The following is an 18,600-nucleotide window of genomic DNA, read 5'->3' on the forward strand; positions in this document are numbered from 1 at the left end:
ATACTGTAATCGAATTTTTAAATAAAATGACTCATCTTAAGAGGTATACTTATTTTAGCTCCAATTATGTTGCAGGGAATCGGACAGGAATTTTATGGAGAGAGGGTAACGGTTGTGAACTTGATTTCAATCGATTATATTATACAGGCTGCTGCGTCTCTGTCATTATATAAGAGTGTTCAAGAAAAGCGGTCAGGCGCTCTTATCAATCCGTCCTGGCATATTAAGAAGTGGAATAGAGTCGCTCCTATAATGTCACTTGGAAAGGGCGTTTTGACAGCACTGCAGCCGAGAAGTTTTGCTGCATTTCAAGGAAGGGGAGTAGTTATGGAAGAAATACATGACAAGTTGGAAGTGTTTTCTCCGGCAACAGGTGAGAAGATTGCGGAAATCGTCCCAACGCCATTGAAGTCGATTCCTCATATATATAAGAAATCAAGACATGCGTTCCAATCATGGTCGAATCTTCCCATCAAGGAACGGCTGCACTATTTAAAACGGCTTCGTTTATTGATGGTTGAAAAAATGGATGAAATAGCTGAAGTCGTTTCAAAAGATACGGGAAAAGTGAAAATTGAAGCGCTGGTTGCTGACATCATGCCAACGATTGATGCAATCAAGCATATCGAGAAACATGCAGTGAAGGCTCTTTCCGGACGGAAGGTCACCACTCCACTCATGTTAATTGGTAAAAAATCTTATATCCATTATATGCCCCGAGGAACGATTCTCGTCATTTCACCATGGAATTATCCGCTGCAGCTTTCCATGGTTCCGATTCTTAATGCTTTAGCAGCGGGAAATACAGTCATCGCCAAGCCATCTGAGGTAACTCCTTTAGTTGGGGTGTGCATCGAAAATCTGTTTATTGAAGCTGGTTTCCCAGAGGGGACTATACAGTTTGCCCATGGAGGGAAAGAATTGGGTGCGGCATTAACTGAGCAAAAACCAGATTATATATTTTTTACTGGATCTGTAAGGACTGGAAAAGTGATTGGCGAGGTCGCAGCAAGACACCTGATCCCAACGACTCTGGAGCTTGGCGGTAAGGATCCGATGATCGTCCTGCGTGATGCTAACTTGGAGCGGGCTGTGAATGGGGCTCTATGGGGGGCTTTCACAAATAGTGGTCAGGTGTGCATGAGTGTTGAAAGGGTTTATGTGGAACGTCCTGTTTATAAGGAGTTCCTGATGCTTCTTAAAGAAAAAACGAAGTCCATGAGGCAGGGAGTGCAATCGAACGATGATATCGGTTCAATGACTTTCCCGGCACAAGTTGATATTGTGGCTGGACACCTGGAGGATGCACTGGATAAGGGGGCCGTACTTGAGGCCGGAACACCTCCGAAAGAGTGGAAAATGGGACAGACCCATTTCATTCCGCCGACAATTCTGTCCAATGTCGATCATTCCATGAAAATCATGAAAGAAGAAACGTTCGGACCCGTTTTGCCTGTTATACCTTTCGATACGGAGGAAGAAGTGATCGCCCTGGCAAATGAAAGTGAATATGGACTCAATTCCAGCGTTTGGACCATGGATAGGGAAAAAGCAAGCAGGATTGCGTCACGGTTAGTAACCGGTGCGGTGACGATCAATGATGTGCTAATAACGGTTGCTAATCATCATTTACCATTTGGCGGTGCCAAACAAAGTGGGGTTGGCCGCTATCATGGCGAACATGGATTGAAGATTTTCTGCCATGAAAAAGCGATCATGATCGATAATGGTAAAAACAATACAGAAATACAATGGTATCCATATGAGGGGAAATACACGAGTTTTTTATCGTTGTTTCAGAACTACTTTTCTGCCAAACCGAACTGGATTCGTTTCGGCAAAGAATATTTGCGATTGATTAAATTATCCAAAGGAAATCGAAAATGAGATCCATTTATAAAAAAGATTGTTATTTTCATAACTCGCGCGTATACTATTAATATACTTAATAACTGATTTTCCTTTTCAAAGGGGAGTAGCGTTAGGGTTCGCCCTAAAACAAAGTCGTCATTACGTGGATGTTAAACATTCATCGGCTTTGTTGACATGATTTCATGTTCAGCAAGACCTTTGCCTATATGGCAGAGGTCTTTTTATTTTGCCAATGCCAATAGGAAGGAAATACTAACTATTGGAGGTTGAATGGATGGAAGCATCAATATTATTGGAATATGGCTGGGTCCTTCTCATCTTGGTTGGATTGGAAGGGATACTTGCTGCGGATAATGCAGTTGTCATGGCTGTCATGGTTAAGCATTTGCCAAAAGAACAACAGCGAAAAGCCTTGTTTTATGGTCTGATGGGAGCTTTTGTTTTCCGCTTTGCAAGTTTATTCCTTATTTCCTTTCTTGTCGACGTGTGGCAAGTTCAAGCAATCGGTGCGATTTATTTACTTTTCATTGCTTTTCAGAACATTTACAAAAAATACGCTGGTAAAAGTGAGAAGGAAATCACGAAACCCAAAAAGCAATCTGGCTTCTGGATGACCGTGGTAAAGGTTGAAGCGGCTGATATAGCCTTCGCAATCGATTCCATGTTGGCTGCCGTCGCACTGGCTGTTACACTTCCTGCAACAGGCTGGATGAAAGTCGGCGGTATTGACGGAGGGCAATTCGCTGTCATGTTCCTCGGAGGTTTGATTGGATTGGTCATTATGCGATTTGCAGCAAATGGATTCGTGAAGTTGCTTCATCAGCGTCCTTCACTTGAAATGGCAGCATTTTTGATTGTGGGATGGGTTGGAGTGAAATTGGCGGTACACACACTCGCACACCCTTCATTGGCTGTCATCGATCATCATTTCCCTGAATCAACTCTTTGGAAATCGATTTTCTGGACCGTTTTGATTGGAATTGCGGCAGGTGCATGGATCCTTTCAAGCAAGAAAGAAAAAAAAGAAAAAGAAGAGAAAAAAATACAGGAAGCTTAAAAAAAAAGGCGTGCTGGTCGCGCCTTTTTTTTGCTTTTTAATGTATTTATGGGGATGACCCTCAAAAGCGCAGGGATGTTTACGTATGATATGTTAAAAGATGTGAATATTAAATTCCGGTTATAAAAATGACAATTGTCCCATTGAATTGGACGAAAATCCGGAAAAAGTTATTTTACTGTAATTGCACTGTAATAAACGAGAAAAAACTAAGTATTTTATCATGTTGATATATTATGTGATTTCATTTAAATCGCAAAAATAGTTCTTTTGGTACTGTCTTTTAGACTCCCTCCGCTTAAGATAAGTATGTTGATGCGTATTTTATGTTCAACAGGAGCGAGGTGAGCAAATGCTTGGATTGTTGTTTACAGCATTCAAAAAAAAGCGTTCTTTAGAAGAAACCGTATTGAAAATTCAACAAGGCGATATTAGCCTTCGTAATGATACTATAGAGTCATTCAAACCTTTTATTGCGAAAACCGTCTCATCGGTTTGCAAACGTTACATATACGAATCGGATGATGAATTCAGTATTGGTATGATTGCTTTTAACGAGGCAATCGATAAATATTCCCCGGAAAAAGGCCGTTCTTTATTGGCATTTGCCGAAACTCTCGTTAAACGAAGGGTTATAGATTATTTAAGAAGCCAGTCCAAACAAAAAGAAGTACTATTGGATTTATCACTGAATGATGTTAATGATCAAAACCATATATATATCGATAATGAAAATTCCATCAATGAATACGAGAAGCAAAAGGAATCGGAAAGAAGAAAAGAAGAAATTCAACTTTATATAAGCCATCTACAGGATTTTGGTCTGTCATTTGAGGATTTAGTTGAAAACTCTCCCAAACATGCAGATGCCAGGAAGGGAGCTATCATGATCGCTAAATTGTTAATGGAAGATGACGAACTGAAAGAAACCCTGTTTGCAAAAAAGCGGCTGCCCGTAAAACAGCTTGAGGGAAAAGTGGAAGTAAGCAGAAAAACGATTGAACGGAACAGAAAATACATCATTGCTGTGGCAATCATAATAAACGGAGATTTTTTGTATTTGAATGATTATATAAAAGGGGCTATCGATGGATGAAAAAAGGAGTTATTCTTTCAGTTAATAAGCGATATGTAACCCTATTGACCCCCGAGGGTGAATTTCTGAAAACCAAAAGGCAGGAACGGGTATATGAAGTGGGTGAGGAAATCACTTTTTCACCTGCTGAACAAAAGTTCACTTTAGCTTTTTCCAATTTTCATTCATCTTTCAAAAAAACGGCCGTGCTAAGCATTGCCTCCACTTTCTTGATACTCTTTTCGATTCTTCCTTCTTATTTCTCTGGTCCCGTGTCGGCATATATGACGATAGATGTGAATCCAAGCATTGAATTGGAGCTTGACGATGATTTAGAAGTTCTCAAACTTACCGGTTTAAATGAAGACGGCAAGCTTGTGATTGATCATCTGAAGGACTGGAAAGGCAAGAATATAAGGACTGTTACAAACCGAATCGTTGAAACGACGAAGCAACTTGGTTATTTGAAAGGAAATAAACAAATAGTCGTTTCCACAACGTTATTGGAAAAAAATAAAGAACTGGATAAGAATTTAAAAGAAGAGATAAAAGAAATATCAGAGCAGGATAATGTTTCTGATACAAGAATGAAAGTGCTCCAGGCAACAAAAAGCGATCGGAAGCAAGCAAGGAAACAAGGCATATCCACGGGTAGGTATCTTGATAAGAAGTTGAATGAAGATAAAGGAAAGGTAAAAGTCAATAAAAGGGAGCCTGCTCCAGCGCCAGATAAAAAGGTCGAGGAAAAGGTTATTATTCCGAAAGAGAAGGGCGTAACGCTGAGAACGGATAATCCGGATGGGGAAAAGAAAAAAGAGAATGATGAAATTGAAATAAAGCAAAAGGCGGACAATGAAGCAAAAACGACTGAACGGAAAAGCCCGGGAATTGAAGTTACCAAAATTAAGGAACAAACTGAACGGGAAGATACAATTGGAAAACGGAATGCGATAAATGGATATAAGGATAAACACAACGAGTCAAAAGGGAAATCGGATAGCTATCATACCAACCAATCAAAGAACATGCAGAAAAATGAACAGAAAGAGTTCAATGTGAAAAAAGTTTCATCAGCCAATGAAAATAAAAATGATGATTCTATAAAGCACGAAAAAAAAAATAAACAAGCTAGACAGAATAAGCAAGCTAAACAAGTGAAGCAAGTTAAACAGAATAAGCAAAATAAACAAGATAAGCAAAATAGGAAAGATTGGGATAAGTCGAAATGGGGTAAAGGCAATAGTGGAAAAGGAAATGGACATAATGATTAAAAAGAGTCCAGCATGCAGCTGGACTCTTAGCCATGGATATTTAATTGTAAAAAGATTATTGACCTTTAAGTTGAGATTGTGCTTGTTGTACAAGACGTTTCGTGATTTCTCCGCCAACTGAACCATTGGCACGTGCTGAAGTATCGGAACCTAATTGTACACCGAATTCGGATGCAATTTCATATTTGATTTGTTCTAATGCTTGTTCGATTCCAGGAACAAGAAGATTGTTACTGCTGTTAGCCATTTGAATCTCCCCTTTACTTTTTCAACGGCTTTTGCCGCTGTAATGATAGTATAAGTAGAATGTGGAGTTTTACTTATATGAGCGGCATCAAAGTTATTGGTAAACCTGCCTTTTTGTTGTAAGTAAGTCAGTTTTAAAAGAGAATGGAAAAAAGAATGAAAAAAGGGTAAACTAGATTTTTAATGGTTATGTGATTCGCATAACCATAAAGGAGTAAGAAAGGAAACTCTTTATGGTTGCTATCAAAAAAATATTATCAAAGTTAACACCCGCTCAGCTTATCGTCGGTTATTACTTTTTGGCCGTAAGTATCTCGACCATACTGTTGAGTCTGCCGGTTGCTCTTAAACCAGGCGTGGAATTTAAATTCATGGATGCATTATTCACAGCCGTAAGTGCAGTTAGTGTGACTGGTCTAACTGTTGTTAGTTTACCTGAAGTGTATAATGAGGTAGGCTATTTCATTCTAATGTTTGTTCTCCAATTTGGCGGTATTGGCATTATGACACTTGGAACGTTTTTCTGGTTGATTTTGGGTAAGAAAATCGGTTTGAAGGAAAGACAATTGATCATGACGGATCAGAACCAATCGAATCTTTCGGGGCTTGTTAAATTATTGATTCAAATCATTCAGATATTTGTCGTAATTGAAATGATTGGAGCTCTAGTTTTAGGCATTTACTTTCTGAATTATTTTCCAAGCTGGCAAGAAGCCTTTTTAAATGGCTTGTTTTTGGCCATAAGTGCCACCACGAATGCTGGTTTTGATATTACCGGCATTTCAATGATTCCATTTAAAAACGATTATTTTGTACAGTTCATCACGATTATCCTGCTTACCCTTGGAGCTATCGGGTTTCCTGTCTTGATTGAGTTGAAAGAGTTTTTATCCAATAAAGCCCGTACTTATAAGTTTCATTTTTCTTTGTTCACGAAGCTGACATCAGTCACTTTCTTTTCCCTTATCATTGGGGGAACGATCCTGATTTACTTGCTGGAAATGAACGGTTTTTTTAAAGATAAGAGCTGGCATGAATCTTTTTTTTACTCACTATTTATGTCATCGAATACGAGAAGTGGTGGCCTTACGACGATGAATGTGAGCGATTTCTCGGAACCGACCCTTTTATTGATGAGCATTTTGATGTTCATTGGAGCATCCCCAAGTTCAGTCGGGGGAGGGATACGGACAACGACCCTGGCCATCATGATTCTATTTTTATGGAATTTCATGAGGGGAAGGCGTTCCATTAAAGTGTTCAAGCGGGAGATTCATCCCGATGATATTCGAAAGGCGACGGCAGTTATGATCATGGGATCGCTCCTTTGCATAATCGCTGTTTTCATTTTATCGATTACTGAGAATTTTACTTTGATGCAAATCATTTTTGAAGTATGTTCGGCTTTCGGTTCAGTCGGTCTTTCGATGGGAATTACGCCTGAACTCAGCAATACCGGTAAAATTGTCATTATGATCATTATGTTCATCGGCCGTGTCGGGATAACTTCCCTCTTGTATATCATAGGCCATAAAGAAGTTACGGAAAATTTCCATTATCCTAAAGAACGCGTCATCATTGGGTAAATGAATTAAGTAGAACAGTGACCTTTCCATCGAGGAAAGGTTTTTTGTTTTGTTTGCAGGAATCATGAACAAAATGTTGAAATTTACCTATAAGTGAGTATTCCACCACTTTTATATACAAAAATTGCTTGATTTGACCCCTTACTTCGAATTCAATCAAATGAAGTATAAATCATTTTGGTAAGGAGGTGGAAGAAGTGAAGAAATATACTGGAAGGATTATTGTCCCTGCCCTTTTCTTCATATTGATATTACCCTATTTAGGGTGGCTGGGGCATGAAGAACGAAGGTTTTCCGCCTTTGCAGTAATATATTTAATCGTAATTTTAACCATTGCCTGGTGTTTGGGTGCCATCTTCGATCATAACCGAAAAACGATTGCTTTGTTGCAGGATAGCGAAGGGCGTTATCGCATTATCTCCAATTACTCTAAAGAATTGATCAATAGCTTCAATGAAGTCGTTTTCCAAACGGATGAAAAAGGGAAATGGTTGTATTTAAACCCGGCATGGAAATCGATGAGCGGTGCAACCGTGAATGAATCCCTGGGGCTTCACTTTTCTAAACATATGGATAACGCTTCTTATCAAGAGGTATTGAAGACCTTTGAGGACTCCTTTCATCGAGGGGATAAATATTTTCGTGCGGACATTAAACTAAATGCAAAAAAGGGAACAAGTTGGGTTGAAGCATTCGTTAAACTAATTTACGATGACGCTGGGAAATTCATCGGGACGGTGGGCATATTATCGGAAATCAATGAACGGAAACATGCGGAGGAAAAGCTTGTTAGCCTAAACGAACACCTGGCAATAACATCAAGCAAATTATCAACGGCTGCCCAACTTGCGGCAGGGATTGCACATGAGGTCAGGAATCCGATGACAGCGATAATGGGATTCGTGAAATTGATTAAAGATGGCGGTTCTGAAAAGCAGGAATACTATGATATTATTTTTTCAGAAATAAATCGAATCGAGCAGGTGCTGAATGAACTCTTGCTGCTATCGAAACCTGCTGAGGCGGTTTTTCTCGAGAAGGATTTAAAGGAAAGCTGCAACCATGTCGTAACGCTGTTGGAGACCAACGCCGTACTGAACAATATCCAAATTCATAAAAATTATGATTCAGAACCTATTTTTATGTACTTTGATGAAAACCAAATCAAGCAAGTATTAATAAACATGATAAAAAATTCCATAGAATCGATGCCGAATGGCGGAAATATTTTTGTGAGCATAAATGAAAAAAATGGGGAAGTTTTTTTGAGCATTTTGGATGAAGGTGAAGGTATCCCGGAAAACTCCCTTCAAAAGGTAGGAGAACCATTTTTCACCACAAAAACATCAGGAACGGGATTGGGTCTTTCCGTTTGTTTTAGAATCATCGAAAAGCACGGCGGAAAAGTTTTCATCACAAGTGAACTGAAAAAAGGTACGAAAATCGTTTGTATATTTCCAACCGTCCAACAAAGGGAATGTAGTGAGAACGAAAAGGTCCGGATGCAAGGCCGCGAATGACTAGAAAATAATGATTTAATCGTTGTAAAAATCTGAATATTATGTATATAATTTAAGAGCAATAACATACTAACCGGTTAGTAAGTTTAAAAGGAGGAATTCAATTTGAACTTTGAACATACTCAAAAGGTGAAAGATCTGGAAAAGAAGTTAACGGAATTCATGGAAAAGCATGTTTACCCAAATGAATCAATATACAAAAAGCAGCTCGAAGCACAGAAGAGCCGCTGGAGTGAAATACCCCCGATAATATCTGAATTGACGGCAAAAGCAAAAGAAGAAGGATTATGGAATTTATTTTTACCTGATAGCGGTTATGGCGCGGGTTTAACAAATCTAGAGTATGCCCCGCTTTGTGAAATCATGGGTAGATCGACGATAGGGCCTGAAATCTTCAACTGTAATGCGCCGGATACTGGTAATATGGAAGTGTTGGTGAGATACGGTTCAGATGAACATAAAGAACGCTGGCTGAAGCCCTTGCTTGCTGGGGAAATCCGCTCATGCTTCTCGATGACAGAACCGGAAGTGGCGTCTTCCGATGCGACCAATATCGAATGCAGGATTGAAAAGACGGGTAATGAGTATGTCATAAACGGCCGAAAATGGTGGTCTTCAGGAGCAGGCGATCCCCGATGCAAGATTGCCATCGTCATGGGTAAGACAGATCCTGAGGCGTCCAAGCATGAACAACAGTCAATGATTCTTGTACCGCTGGATACACCGGGTGTCAAAATCGAGAGAATGCTCCCTGTGTTTGGTTATGATCATGCCCCGCATGGCCATGCCGAAATCACTTTTGAAAATGTGAGGGTCCCGGCAACGAACATTCTATGGGGTGAAGGCAAAGGATTTGCGATTGCCCAAGGAAGGCTCGGACCCGGGAGGATACATCATTGCATGAGGCTGATCGGCGCTGCTGAAAGAGCTCTTGAAGAATTATGTAAGCGCATACAAAAACGTGTCGCTTTTGGTAAAACATTGGCGAGACAAGGTGTGATCATGGAGTGGGTTGCTGATTCACGCATTGAAATCGAACAAGCAAGACTTCTGACCTTAAAAGCTGCTTATATGATGGATACTGTCGGGAACAAGGAAGCGAAAGCGGAGATTGCCATGATAAAAGTGGTGGCACCAAATATGGCATTGAATGTGCTGGACAGGGCCATCCAAGGCTTTGGAGCTGCTGGGATTTCCGATGATTTCCCTTTTGCTGCACATTGGGCCAATGCAAGGACTTTAAGGCTTGCTGATGGTCCCGATGAAGTTCACCGCTCACAAGTTGCTAAGATAGAACTTCGAAAATACCAACAAAAGCATGAGGTGAAAATATGAAAGTTACCGACTTATTCGATTTAACTGGAAAGACGGCGATCATAACCGGTGGAGGGAGAGGATTGGGAGCACAAATTGCGACCGGCTTTGCCGAAGCTGGTGCAAATGTCGTTCTTTGTTCAAGGAAGAAGGAGGCATGCGATGAAGTTGCTTCACAAATCGAAAAGCTTGGAGTCAAGGCGCTTTCCCTGAAGTGTGATATCACCAATCCGTCAGATGTACAGGAAGTTGTTAACGAAACTTACCGTGAATTCGGTGCCATCGACATTTTAGTAAACAATAGCGGGGCATCCTGGGGGGCACCGGCCGTCGACATGCCCCTTGAAGCATGGCAGAAGGTGATGAATGTCAATGTAACCGGAACCTTTATCATGAGCCAGATAACAGGCAGGGTCATGATTGAGCAGGGACATGGGAAAATCATAAACATCGCTTCCGTTGCCGGATTAGGGGGGACCGACCCGAGGGTGCTCGATACTGTCGGATATAATACGAGTAAAGGGGCGGTCATTACTTTAACGAAGGATTTAGCTGTTAAATGGGGTCAGCATAATATCAATGTTAATGCAATTGCACCCGGGTTCTTTCCGACAAAAATGACGAAAGGGGTTCTTGAGCAAGGAAAGAATCCTATCTTGGATTCGACTCCGCTAAAAAGATTAGGGAGTGATGATGATTTGAAAGGGGCAGCGGTTTTCCTGGCTTCAAAGGCATCCGATTTTGTGACTGGGAATATCCTGATTGTCGATGGGGGTTCACATGCAAAGTAATGAAAGGTAAGTAAATTTGGCTGGAGGGTATGAAATGATAAATGAAAAAAAATGGCTTTCCGTTTATCCTGATTCAATTTCAAAGGAAATAAAAGTCCCTGAGTTTCCGATGCAAGAGATCCTTCAAAATGCATGTCAGTCCTATCCAAACAATACAGCTATTACCTTTTATGACCAAAAGATATCCTATCAGGAACTTTTTCATGCGTCGCAAGCCTTTGCTTCAGCCCTGCAAAAAAAAGGTGTTCAAAAAGGCGATCGTGTCGCCATCATGCTACCTAACTGTCCGCAATACGTTATCGCTTATTATGGATCGTTGGCAACAGGAGCCATTATCACCCAAATCAACCCAATGCTGGTTGAAAGGGAGCTGCAGCATATTTTACAGGACTCCGGTGCTGAAACGATCGTTGTATTGGATGGATTATACCCGAAAGTGAAAAGTGTGCAGCAACATGCAAATCTGAAAAATATCATCGCCGTAAGCCTTCAGTCTTCGGATGCAGATTTCCAGCCTGATGCTTCTTTTGACCAATTCATGAAGACAGGGGACGGCAAAATCAATCACGTATCAATCGATCCGGAAAATGATATAGCCGTTCTTCAGTATACAGGAGGAACGACCGGCCGTTCAAAAGGGGCGATGCTGACTCACAGCAATATCCTGGCCAATGTCGTTCAATCGTATGAGTTCTTCAAGCATGAATTAAAAATGGGCTCTGAAAGAACGCTGTCGGTTATCCCGCTTTTTCATGTTTTTGGAATGACGTCCGCAATGAATTTATCCGTGTATATCGCGGGTGATTCCATCATGCTGCCGCGATTTGAAATAGAAGAAGTGCTGGAAACGATTAAGCGTGAACAGCCGACCACTTTTCCGGGTGTACCGACCATGTATGTAGCGTTGACGAATCATCCAAAGGCAGAAGAATATGGAATGGGCTCAATTCGGGTCTGTAACAGCGGAAGTGCACCGATGCCCGTGGAACTGCTGCGTGAGTTCGAACGAAAATCAGGTGCGAAGATATTGGAAGGCTACGGTCTAACGGAAGCTTCGCCAACAACGCATTGTAACCCGGCATTTGCAAAAAGGAAGCCTGGGAGCGTCGGGATTGGTTTCCCTTCGACTGAATATAAAGTGATGGACCTGGGGGACGGGACAAAAGAAATGTCCCATGGCGAATTGGGGGAATTGGTCGTCAAAGGACCTCAAGTGATGAAAGGTTACTGGAATATGCCGGAGGAAACGGCGGTGACCCTTAGGGATGGTTGGCTTTATACGGGTGATATCGCCAAAGTTGATGAAGACGGGTATCTCTATATTGTCGACAGGAAAAAAGATTTGATCATCGCAAGTGGCTATAATATATATCCGCGAGATGTGGAGGAAGTTCTCTATGAACATCCTGCTGTTCAGGAAGCGGTTGTCATCGGAGTTCCAGATGCTTACCGAGGGGAGTCGGTAAAAGCTGTGCTCGTACTTAAACAAAATAAAACGGCAAATGAACGGGAAATCATCGATTACTGCCGAGCTAACCTATCGGCTTATAAAGTTCCGCATTTCGTTGAATTTCGTGATGAGTTACCGAAAACAAATGTCGGAAAGATTTTAAGGCGGGCTTTAAGAGAAGAACTTTCCAGGAAATAAGAGGGCTTTGATAGTACGAACGCGTATGATATCAATTCAGCTGAAATTTTAACAGATTGAGAGGATGCAAACATGAAAGAAAAAATGACAGAACATAGCATACGCTTATTTGAAAAGAAGGGCTTTAGTGAAACGTCGATTTCCGATATCGTCGAATCGGTCGGGGTTACGAAGGGAACGTTTTATTATTACTTTACGAGTAAAGAGCAGTTGCTTATGGATATTCATCTAGCTTATATAGACGAGTTGCTTAGTGAGCAGGAAATAATCATGTTGGAGCCTGGGAAAAGCTGTAAGGATAAGCTTTTCGATATGGTATTGATGCTTTTAAAAAGCATCAAAACCAAAAAATCCAGCGCAACGGTCTTTTTCCGTGAAATGAAAAATCTAAGTGACGAAAAACTTGCACAAATCCTTCCTAAGCGTGATGAGTTCCGAAATAAAATCGAGCAAGTGCTGATTAGCGGCATCGAGAGCGGAGAACTACGTTCCAATCTCGATGCATCCATCATCTCTTTTGCTATTTTGGGTGTGGCCAATTGGAGCTATCATTGGTTCGACCCGGAAGGTGAAAAAACCGAAAAGGAAGTTGCAGCCATTTTTATGGGGATGATTCTGCAGGGAATCGAAGCGTGACCAGGTTACATACTAACCAGTTAGTAGAAGGGAGATAGAAGGCATGACCAACAAGCAAATTCAATCAATAACCGTAATTGGGGCTGGGCAGATGGGGCATCAAATTGCGATGCTTGCTGCACTTGGAGGTTACGAAACGATTCTTCAGGATGTTCAAGAAAACGCGTTGAATACAGCCCAAGAAAAATTGGACGTCATTTTGACTAAATGGGTTCAAAAAGGAAAATTGTCTGAAGATCGTAAGTTGGCTGCTTTTAGCCGTCTTCAATATACCACCGATCTTGAGAAAGCGGCCAGTGGAGCTGATTTGATCATTGAAGCGGTCATTGAAAAGCTTGATGTGAAACAGGAAGTCTTCGCTAAACTTGAGGAATTGGCCCCAGCAGAAACCATCTTTGCAACGAATAGTTCAACGATTGTCAATAGCCTGATTGCGAGTGTGACGAATCGTCCGGATAAGTTCATTAATATGCATTTCTTTTTCCCGCCTCTAGTAATGGATTGTGTTGAGGTTGTGATGAGTGACCAAACATCTGAGGAAACAGCGAAGCTTGCGATGGAAGTAACAGAGAATATGAATAGGACAGGAGTTTTGTTGAGGAAAGAGATATCGGGATTCGTAGCCAACCGAATTTTGGGAGCGTTGCAGCGTGAGGCCTTATATTTGTATGAAGAAGGAATTGTTGACTATAAGGAAATCGATTTGATTTGCAGGAAAGCTCTCGGCCATCCCATTGGTCCTTTTGAACTGATGGATCTATCAGGTATTGATGTGGGGTATTTTGTCATGCAGCAGCGTTACAATGAAACGGGAAATCCAGAAGACAAGCCAAATGCTTGTATAGAAGAAAAGGTGAATAAAGGACAATTAGGCAGGAAAACAGGAAAAGGCTGGTATGATTATCCAAACCAAGGAGTGAAGAATTGATGACAAAATTACTTAAAGTGGTTAAGGAAAATAAGCTTGCGGTCATCACCATCGATAATCCCCCATTAAACGTAATCAGTAAACAAGTATTCAGGGAATTGGGAGAAACATTCGATGAACTTTCAAAAGATATTGATACTGTTGCGGTACTCATAACCGGTGCAGGCAATATCGCATTTGCGGCTGGTGCTGATATAAAAGAATTCCCTAAAATGATGGGGAACCCGAAAATGAAGGAAATCGTAAAGGAAGGTCATGCCGTCCTAACCAAAATTGGCCAGTTCCCTAAACCTACGATAGCTGTATTAAACGGCCTGACTTTGGGCGGCGGATGCGAACTGGCTCTGGCCTGTGATTTGCGAGTGGCAGAAACACAGGTTCAAATTGGTCTGCCGGAAGTGAAATTAGGTTTATTTCCTGGAGCTGGCGGTACACAGCGTTTGTCCAGACTTGTCGGAAACGCAAAAGCAAAAGAGATTATATTCACCGGTGATCCGCTTGGTGCCATAGAAGCGGAAAAAATCGGGCTTGTCAATAAAGTCGTCGAGCAAGGCTGCGGCTTGACGGAAGCGAAAATCTTGGCCTCACGAATGACAAGGCACTCACTTCAGGCACTTTCGAGAATCAAGAAGGCCATTAATGAAGGAAGTGAAGCCACGCTTGAACAAGGTCTAGAGATTGAAACGGATCTTTTTGGAGAAATCTTCCAAACTGAGGATGTTAAAGAAGGGGTTTCCGCTTTCTTGGATAAACGTAAACCTGCTTTTGTACATCGTTAATCAAGGAGGGATTTTATGCATGAATTCGAAGTCAACGTTCGTTTTTCCGAAACGGATGCTTTGGGGCACATCAATAACACAAGCTATTTCATTTACCTCGAAGAAGCACGCATGAAATTTTTTGAAGCTTTGGGCCTAGCGACGAATGTTGAATCATGGAACTTTTTGTTAGCTTCCACGAAATGCGACTTTATTGCTCAGGGATATTTCAATCAACTCTTGACCATTCGTTCATCTATAAAAAAGGTAGGTACGAAAAGTTGTGAAATGGTCCATGATATCCTCTGCTCACAAACTGGGGAAGTCATTGCCAAGGGTAGTGCTGTTTTAGTCTGTTTTAATTTTTTGAATCAAAAAAGTGAGCCTATCCCTGAAATGATTAAAGAAAAGCTCATTTCACATCTTGTTCAAAATTAGAATGACAAAAGTCTAAAGGAGTGGAAGAAATTGGTTAGCGATACGATTCCTGTTCGGCCCGGCGAGGAACTGAATGTTGGTGCATTAGAAGGTTTCCTAAGAAAAAATATATTGGACCTTCCAAATGAACCGTTAGAATTGCAACAGTTTTCAACGGGCTATTCCAATTTGACCTATCAGCTGAAAATGGGCGAATGGGAGGCTGTTCTCAGAAGGCCCCCGCTTGGTCCTGTTGCTCCAAAGGCACATGATATGAAGCGCGAACATCATATCCTTTCCTCTATCCACCCATATTTCCAAGCGGCTCCCGAGCCTATTCTGTTCTCGGATGACGAATCGATTGCGGGGGCCCCTTTTTTCCTAATGGAAAGGAAACATGGAATTGTAATAGATACCGAATTTCCAAAGGATATCGAGCCAACGGTGGAAAAGTGCCGACAGCTTTCATATGTCATGGTCAATCGGCTTGCTGATCTTCACTCGATTCCTTATGAGAAAACCCGGTTGGTGGAAATTTCCAAACCTGAAGGGTTCATTGAAAGACAAGTGCAAGGATGGATTTCCCGCTATGAGAGAGCAAAAACTGATGAAATCAAGGAAATTCGACCGCTTATCGATTATTTTCAACTGAATGTCCCGAAACATAGCCAGACTTCCATTATCCATTATGATTATAAGATCAATAATGCCATGTTTAACATGGATCTTACAGAGATGGTTGGTTTATTCGATTGGGAAATGTCCACCGTTGGTGATCCGTTAGCCGATCTAGGAGTGGCTTTAAGCTACTGGACGGAAAGCGGTGATCCGGAACTTATCAAAATCGGTGTGGGTCAAGCGTCCATCACGACTTTAAACGGTTTCCTGACACGAAGGGAATTCATCGAGATGTATGCAGCAAGAAGCGGAAGGGATGTTTCCAACGTCGATTTTTATTTAACATTTGGTTACTTTAAGTTGGCCGTCATTCTTCAGCAAATCTATTATCGATATAAAAAAGGCCAGACTAATGATCCCCGTTTTTCCAATCTCGGAAAAACGGTTAAAAGCTTACTCACTCATGCTGCATATGTAGCTGCGAAGGAAGTTTAAGTAAATGGAATATATACAAAACATTCATTTACTACTAAAAAAAGAAGAGATAGATGGGGAAAAGCTCAAAGAGGGGGAGAAAGTTGCGGTCGTACTTGATGTGTTATTAGCGACCACTACGATTATTTCAGCACTGAATGAGGGAGCGTGCCAGGTTATACCCGTCATGGATCCAGTGGATGCCTTGGTGAAAAGCCAGGAATTGGACCATGGGGATTTTGTAGTGGCAGGGGAACTAAAAGCTAAGCCTGTTGAGGATTTGATGTATCCAAGTCCGACGCTATTGAGTAAGTTGGTACCTGGCAAAACTTTAATATTGTCCACGACTAATGGAACGGTTGCGCTGAGGAATTCAGCAGCTGCCAAAAAGGTTTATATCGCATCTTTATTAAATAATCCGTCTGTTGCTGAGAAAATAAAAAAACATCATAAAACAGAAACGATCATCATCGTTTGTTCGGGAAACTCAGGTGAATTCAGTCTGGAAGACTTTTATGGTGCAGGTCATTTGATAGATTGCCTGATTGCTGGATCACAAGGTACGTTCATACTCAACGATGCCGCAAAGGCTGCAAAAGCGTTTTATCGAACGAATAGCGAAAATGCCTTTGATATCCTGAAATCATCATATGTCGGACAGTTATTTGACAAACACAGCTTGATCGCAGATTTGGAATTGGCGGCGCAAAAAGGTTCGCTGGATATTGTCCCAGAGTTGGTGGATGGAAATATCGAAGCTGAATTGAAAAGGCAGGAAACGTAGTTCAAAACCTGGATAAGGAGTGAATGGCATGAGGTTTTCACAATCAATAGCGGTGGTGACGGGTGCAGGTTCCGGTATTGGGAAGGCTACAGCGATGCGCCTGTCGGACGAAGGGGCAAAAGTGTTGTTGGTAGGGAGGACGAAAGGGAAGCTGGAGGAAGCAGCTGCAGAAATCAATGCCAGGCACACGATTCCCATGGCTGACATTTTCGCTGCAGATGTTACCATCGAGGAAGAGGTAAAGAAGCTGGCCATGTATGTGAAGGAACAATATCGTGACCTTCACATTTTGATCAATAACGCAGGTGGGTCAAAGTCCTCGAAGCTTTTGGATACATCTGCAGCTGATTGGGACATGATTCAACAAGTCAATTTGAAAAGTGTCTTTCTTGTTTCCAAGTACTTGGGGAAAGTGATGGAAGAAAAAGCGGGCAGCGGAAATGAAGCCACCAATCGGGCAATCGTGAATGTGGCTTCACTGTCAGGACATCAGGCAGGGGCATTCATCCCGCATTACAGCTCTGCTAAAGCAGGGGTCATCAGTTTAACGAAATCATTGGCATTGGAACTCGCCGCAGCCGGCATCCGGGTCAATTCCGTATCACCGGGATTCATTGAAACGCCATTAACGGAGGATAAATTGCAGAATGAAAAATTCGTTAAGTCGATCCGACGGAACACAGCACTGGAAAGAGTGGGGAAGGCGGAGGAAATAAGTAATGTCATTACCTTTGCCGCTTCCCCTGAGGCTTCCTATATGACTGGGACGGATTTATTGGTGGATGGCGGCTGGTTGATCAAATAGAAAAGGGGATGGGTAAATGTTAAAAGAACACTTATTGACAGAAGTAATCGATAATGTAATGATCCTGACTTTGAATCGTCCTGAAAGCCTAAATGCGTTTAGTCCGGATATGATCGCAAGCTTGACGAAAGCGATTAAGGATGTAAAACATACACCACATATAAGGGCCGTCATCATCAAAGGGGCGGGAAGGTCGTTCACTGCAGGAGGAGACGTAAAGTCGATGGGGAAGGCCTCTGCAGGTCAATTGTATGATCATGTCGGCAGAATGAACGAATGCATTTTGGCTCTGGATGCTTCTGAGGTTCCCGTAATCGCAGCCGTCCATGGATTTGCGGCAGGGGCAGGATTCAATTTGGCACTCGCTTGTGATTTGATCGTAGCTTCCGATGATAGTCAATTTGCCATGAGTTTTTCACAGGTAGGCCTAATTTCTGATGGAGGGGGTTCTTATTTCTTACCTAAATTAGTGGGGCCCCACCTTGCAAAGCAGCTCTTCTTTTCTGCAGAACCGATTTCTGCGGAGCGCTTAAACCAGTTAGGTGTCATTAATTATATTTATCCACTCAATCAACTGGAAGAAGAATCATTGAAACTTGCGGAAAAGCTGGCAAATGGACCGACTAAAGCTTTTGGAATGATGAAAAAGCTCGTTAGCCATTCATTTACGGCTACACTTGATGAAATACTCGAACAGGAGCGCATCACGCAAACCTTGATGGCTTCCACAGAAGATCATCTGGAGGGAGTTGCAGCATTCAAAGAGAAGAGAAAACCGGAATTCACAGGAAATTAATAAG

The 18,600-nt window shown here is 41.7% G+C and carries 18 protein-coding genes; 17 read left to right on the top strand and 1 reads right to left on the bottom strand.

Annotation, left to right across the window (positions count from 1 at the left end; all coding sequences use genetic code 11):
• Positions 1-114: 114 nt before the first annotated feature.
• The 4 genes from QNH43_RS06940 to QNH43_RS06955 all read left to right on the top strand — a co-directional run bounded on the left by QNH43_RS06940 (position 115) and on the right by QNH43_RS06955 (position 5,275).
• Positions 115-1,887 carry an aldehyde dehydrogenase family protein gene (locus QNH43_RS06940; protein ID WP_283917278.1) on the top strand — a complete coding sequence of 591 codons (1,773 nt, stop codon included), beginning with the start codon at positions 115-117 and terminating at the stop codon, positions 1,885-1,887.
• Between the two features lie 259 nt (positions 1,888-2,146).
• Positions 2,147-2,929 (top strand): TerC family protein, encoded by a 783-nt coding sequence (locus QNH43_RS06945; RefSeq protein WP_283917279.1) that lies wholly within the window; start codon positions 2,147-2,149, stop codon positions 2,927-2,929.
• A gap of 352 nt (positions 2,930-3,281) precedes the next feature.
• On the top strand, positions 3,282-4,025 hold the full coding sequence (gene sigI, locus QNH43_RS06950; protein WP_283917280.1) for an RNA polymerase sigma factor SigI: 744 nt from the start codon (positions 3,282-3,284) through the stop codon (positions 4,023-4,025).
• Positions 4,022-5,275 carry an anti-sigma factor domain-containing protein gene (locus QNH43_RS06955; protein ID WP_283917281.1) on the top strand — a complete coding sequence of 418 codons (1,254 nt, stop codon included), beginning with the start codon at positions 4,022-4,024 and terminating at the stop codon, positions 5,273-5,275. Before sigI ends, QNH43_RS06955 begins: the two co-directional genes overlap by 4 nt.
• Before the next feature lie 55 nt (positions 5,276-5,330).
• Here the strand turns inward: QNH43_RS06955 and QNH43_RS06960 are convergent, their stop codons facing one another.
• Positions 5,331-5,522, bottom strand: a complete 192-nt coding sequence (locus QNH43_RS06960; RefSeq protein WP_034314196.1) for an alpha/beta-type small acid-soluble spore protein — start codon at positions 5,520-5,522, stop codon at positions 5,331-5,333.
• Positions 5,523-5,754: 232 nt separating this feature from the next.
• Between QNH43_RS06960 and QNH43_RS06965 the strand changes: the two genes are divergently transcribed.
• From QNH43_RS06965 to QNH43_RS07025, 13 genes are all read left to right on the top strand, one after another.
• A complete protein-coding gene (locus QNH43_RS06965; protein WP_283917282.1) occupies positions 5,755-7,107 on the top strand; it encodes a TrkH family potassium uptake protein in 1,353 nt (450 codons plus the stop codon).
• 197 nt (positions 7,108-7,304) lie between these two features.
• Positions 7,305-8,627, top strand: a complete 1,323-nt coding sequence (locus tag QNH43_RS06970) for an ATP-binding protein (RefSeq protein WP_283917283.1) — start codon at positions 7,305-7,307, stop codon at positions 8,625-8,627.
• A gap of 105 nt (positions 8,628-8,732) precedes the next feature.
• Positions 8,733-9,962, top strand: coding sequence for an acyl-CoA dehydrogenase family protein (locus QNH43_RS06975; protein WP_283917284.1), 1,230 nt, complete (start codon positions 8,733-8,735; stop codon positions 9,960-9,962).
• Entirely contained in the window at positions 9,959-10,732 is a 774-nt protein-coding gene (locus QNH43_RS06980; protein WP_283917285.1) for an SDR family oxidoreductase, read from the top strand. Before QNH43_RS06975 ends, QNH43_RS06980 begins: the two co-directional genes overlap by 4 nt.
• 34 nt (positions 10,733-10,766) lie before the next feature.
• A complete protein-coding gene (locus tag QNH43_RS06985) occupies positions 10,767-12,380 on the top strand; it encodes a long-chain-fatty-acid--CoA ligase (protein WP_283917286.1) in 1,614 nt (537 codons plus the stop codon).
• A 72-nt stretch (positions 12,381-12,452) separates the two neighbouring features.
• Complete coding sequence (locus QNH43_RS06990; RefSeq protein WP_283917287.1) at positions 12,453-13,016, top strand: TetR/AcrR family transcriptional regulator; 564 nt, start codon at positions 12,453-12,455, stop codon at positions 13,014-13,016.
• A 43-nt stretch (positions 13,017-13,059) separates the two neighbouring features.
• Positions 13,060-13,944, top strand: coding sequence for a 3-hydroxyacyl-CoA dehydrogenase family protein (locus QNH43_RS06995; protein ID WP_076366879.1), 885 nt, complete (start codon positions 13,060-13,062; stop codon positions 13,942-13,944).
• Positions 13,944-14,723 carry an enoyl-CoA hydratase gene (locus tag QNH43_RS07000; protein WP_283917288.1) on the top strand — a complete coding sequence of 260 codons (780 nt, stop codon included), beginning with the start codon at positions 13,944-13,946 and terminating at the stop codon, positions 14,721-14,723. Before QNH43_RS06995 ends, QNH43_RS07000 begins: the two co-directional genes overlap by 1 nt.
• A gap of 15 nt (positions 14,724-14,738) precedes the next feature.
• Positions 14,739-15,140, top strand: coding sequence for an acyl-CoA thioesterase (locus QNH43_RS07005; protein WP_283917289.1), 402 nt, complete (start codon positions 14,739-14,741; stop codon positions 15,138-15,140).
• Positions 15,141-15,170: 30 nt separating this feature from the next.
• Complete coding sequence (locus tag QNH43_RS07010; protein ID WP_283917290.1) at positions 15,171-16,232, top strand: phosphotransferase family protein; 1,062 nt, start codon at positions 15,171-15,173, stop codon at positions 16,230-16,232.
• Between the two features lie 4 nt (positions 16,233-16,236).
• Entirely contained in the window at positions 16,237-16,995 is a 759-nt protein-coding gene (locus QNH43_RS07015; protein WP_283917291.1) for a 2-phosphosulfolactate phosphatase, read from the top strand.
• Positions 16,996-17,023: 28 nt separating this feature from the next.
• Complete coding sequence (locus QNH43_RS07020) at positions 17,024-17,800, top strand: SDR family NAD(P)-dependent oxidoreductase (protein ID WP_076366872.1); 777 nt, start codon at positions 17,024-17,026, stop codon at positions 17,798-17,800.
• A 16-nt stretch (positions 17,801-17,816) separates the two neighbouring features.
• The gene (locus QNH43_RS07025; RefSeq protein WP_283917292.1) at positions 17,817-18,596 is read left to right on the top strand and encodes an enoyl-CoA hydratase/isomerase family protein; all 780 of its coding nucleotides are present in this window, start codon (positions 17,817-17,819) and stop codon (positions 18,594-18,596) included.
• The last annotated feature ends 4 nt before the right edge of the window (positions 18,597-18,600 follow it).

It is taken from the genome of Peribacillus simplex (assembly GCF_030123325.1).
GTDB lineage: Bacteria > Bacillota > Bacilli > Bacillales > DSM-1321 > Peribacillus > Peribacillus simplex_D.

Excerpts from the sequence above, each read along its gene's own strand:
- QNH43_RS06945 (WP_283917279.1), top strand. The coding sequence starts at position 2,147 with ATGGAAGCATCAATATTATTGGAATATGGCTGGGTCCTTCTCATCTTG.
- sigI (WP_283917280.1), top strand. The coding sequence starts at position 3,282 with ATGCTTGGATTGTTGTTTACAGCATTCAAAAAAAAGCGTTCTTTAGAA.
- QNH43_RS06955 (WP_283917281.1), top strand. The coding sequence starts at position 4,022 with ATGAAAAAAGGAGTTATTCTTTCAGTTAATAAGCGATATGTAACCCTA.
- QNH43_RS06960 (WP_034314196.1), bottom strand. The coding sequence starts at position 5,522 with ATGGCTAACAGCAGTAACAATCTTCTTGTTCCTGGAATCGAACAAGCA.
- QNH43_RS06965 (WP_283917282.1), top strand. The coding sequence starts at position 5,755 with ATGGTTGCTATCAAAAAAATATTATCAAAGTTAACACCCGCTCAGCTT.
- QNH43_RS06980 (WP_283917285.1), top strand. The coding sequence starts at position 9,959 with ATGAAAGTTACCGACTTATTCGATTTAACTGGAAAGACGGCGATCATA.
- QNH43_RS06985 (WP_283917286.1), top strand. The coding sequence starts at position 10,767 with ATGATAAATGAAAAAAAATGGCTTTCCGTTTATCCTGATTCAATTTCA.
- QNH43_RS06990 (WP_283917287.1), top strand. The coding sequence starts at position 12,453 with ATGAAAGAAAAAATGACAGAACATAGCATACGCTTATTTGAAAAGAAG.
- QNH43_RS06995 (WP_076366879.1), top strand. The coding sequence starts at position 13,060 with ATGACCAACAAGCAAATTCAATCAATAACCGTAATTGGGGCTGGGCAG.
- QNH43_RS07000 (WP_283917288.1), top strand. The coding sequence starts at position 13,944 with ATGACAAAATTACTTAAAGTGGTTAAGGAAAATAAGCTTGCGGTCATC.
- QNH43_RS07005 (WP_283917289.1), top strand. The coding sequence starts at position 14,739 with ATGCATGAATTCGAAGTCAACGTTCGTTTTTCCGAAACGGATGCTTTG.
- QNH43_RS07015 (WP_283917291.1), top strand. The coding sequence starts at position 16,237 with ATGGAATATATACAAAACATTCATTTACTACTAAAAAAAGAAGAGATA.
- QNH43_RS07020 (WP_076366872.1), top strand. The coding sequence starts at position 17,024 with ATGAGGTTTTCACAATCAATAGCGGTGGTGACGGGTGCAGGTTCCGGT.
- QNH43_RS07025 (WP_283917292.1), top strand. The coding sequence starts at position 17,817 with ATGTTAAAAGAACACTTATTGACAGAAGTAATCGATAATGTAATGATC.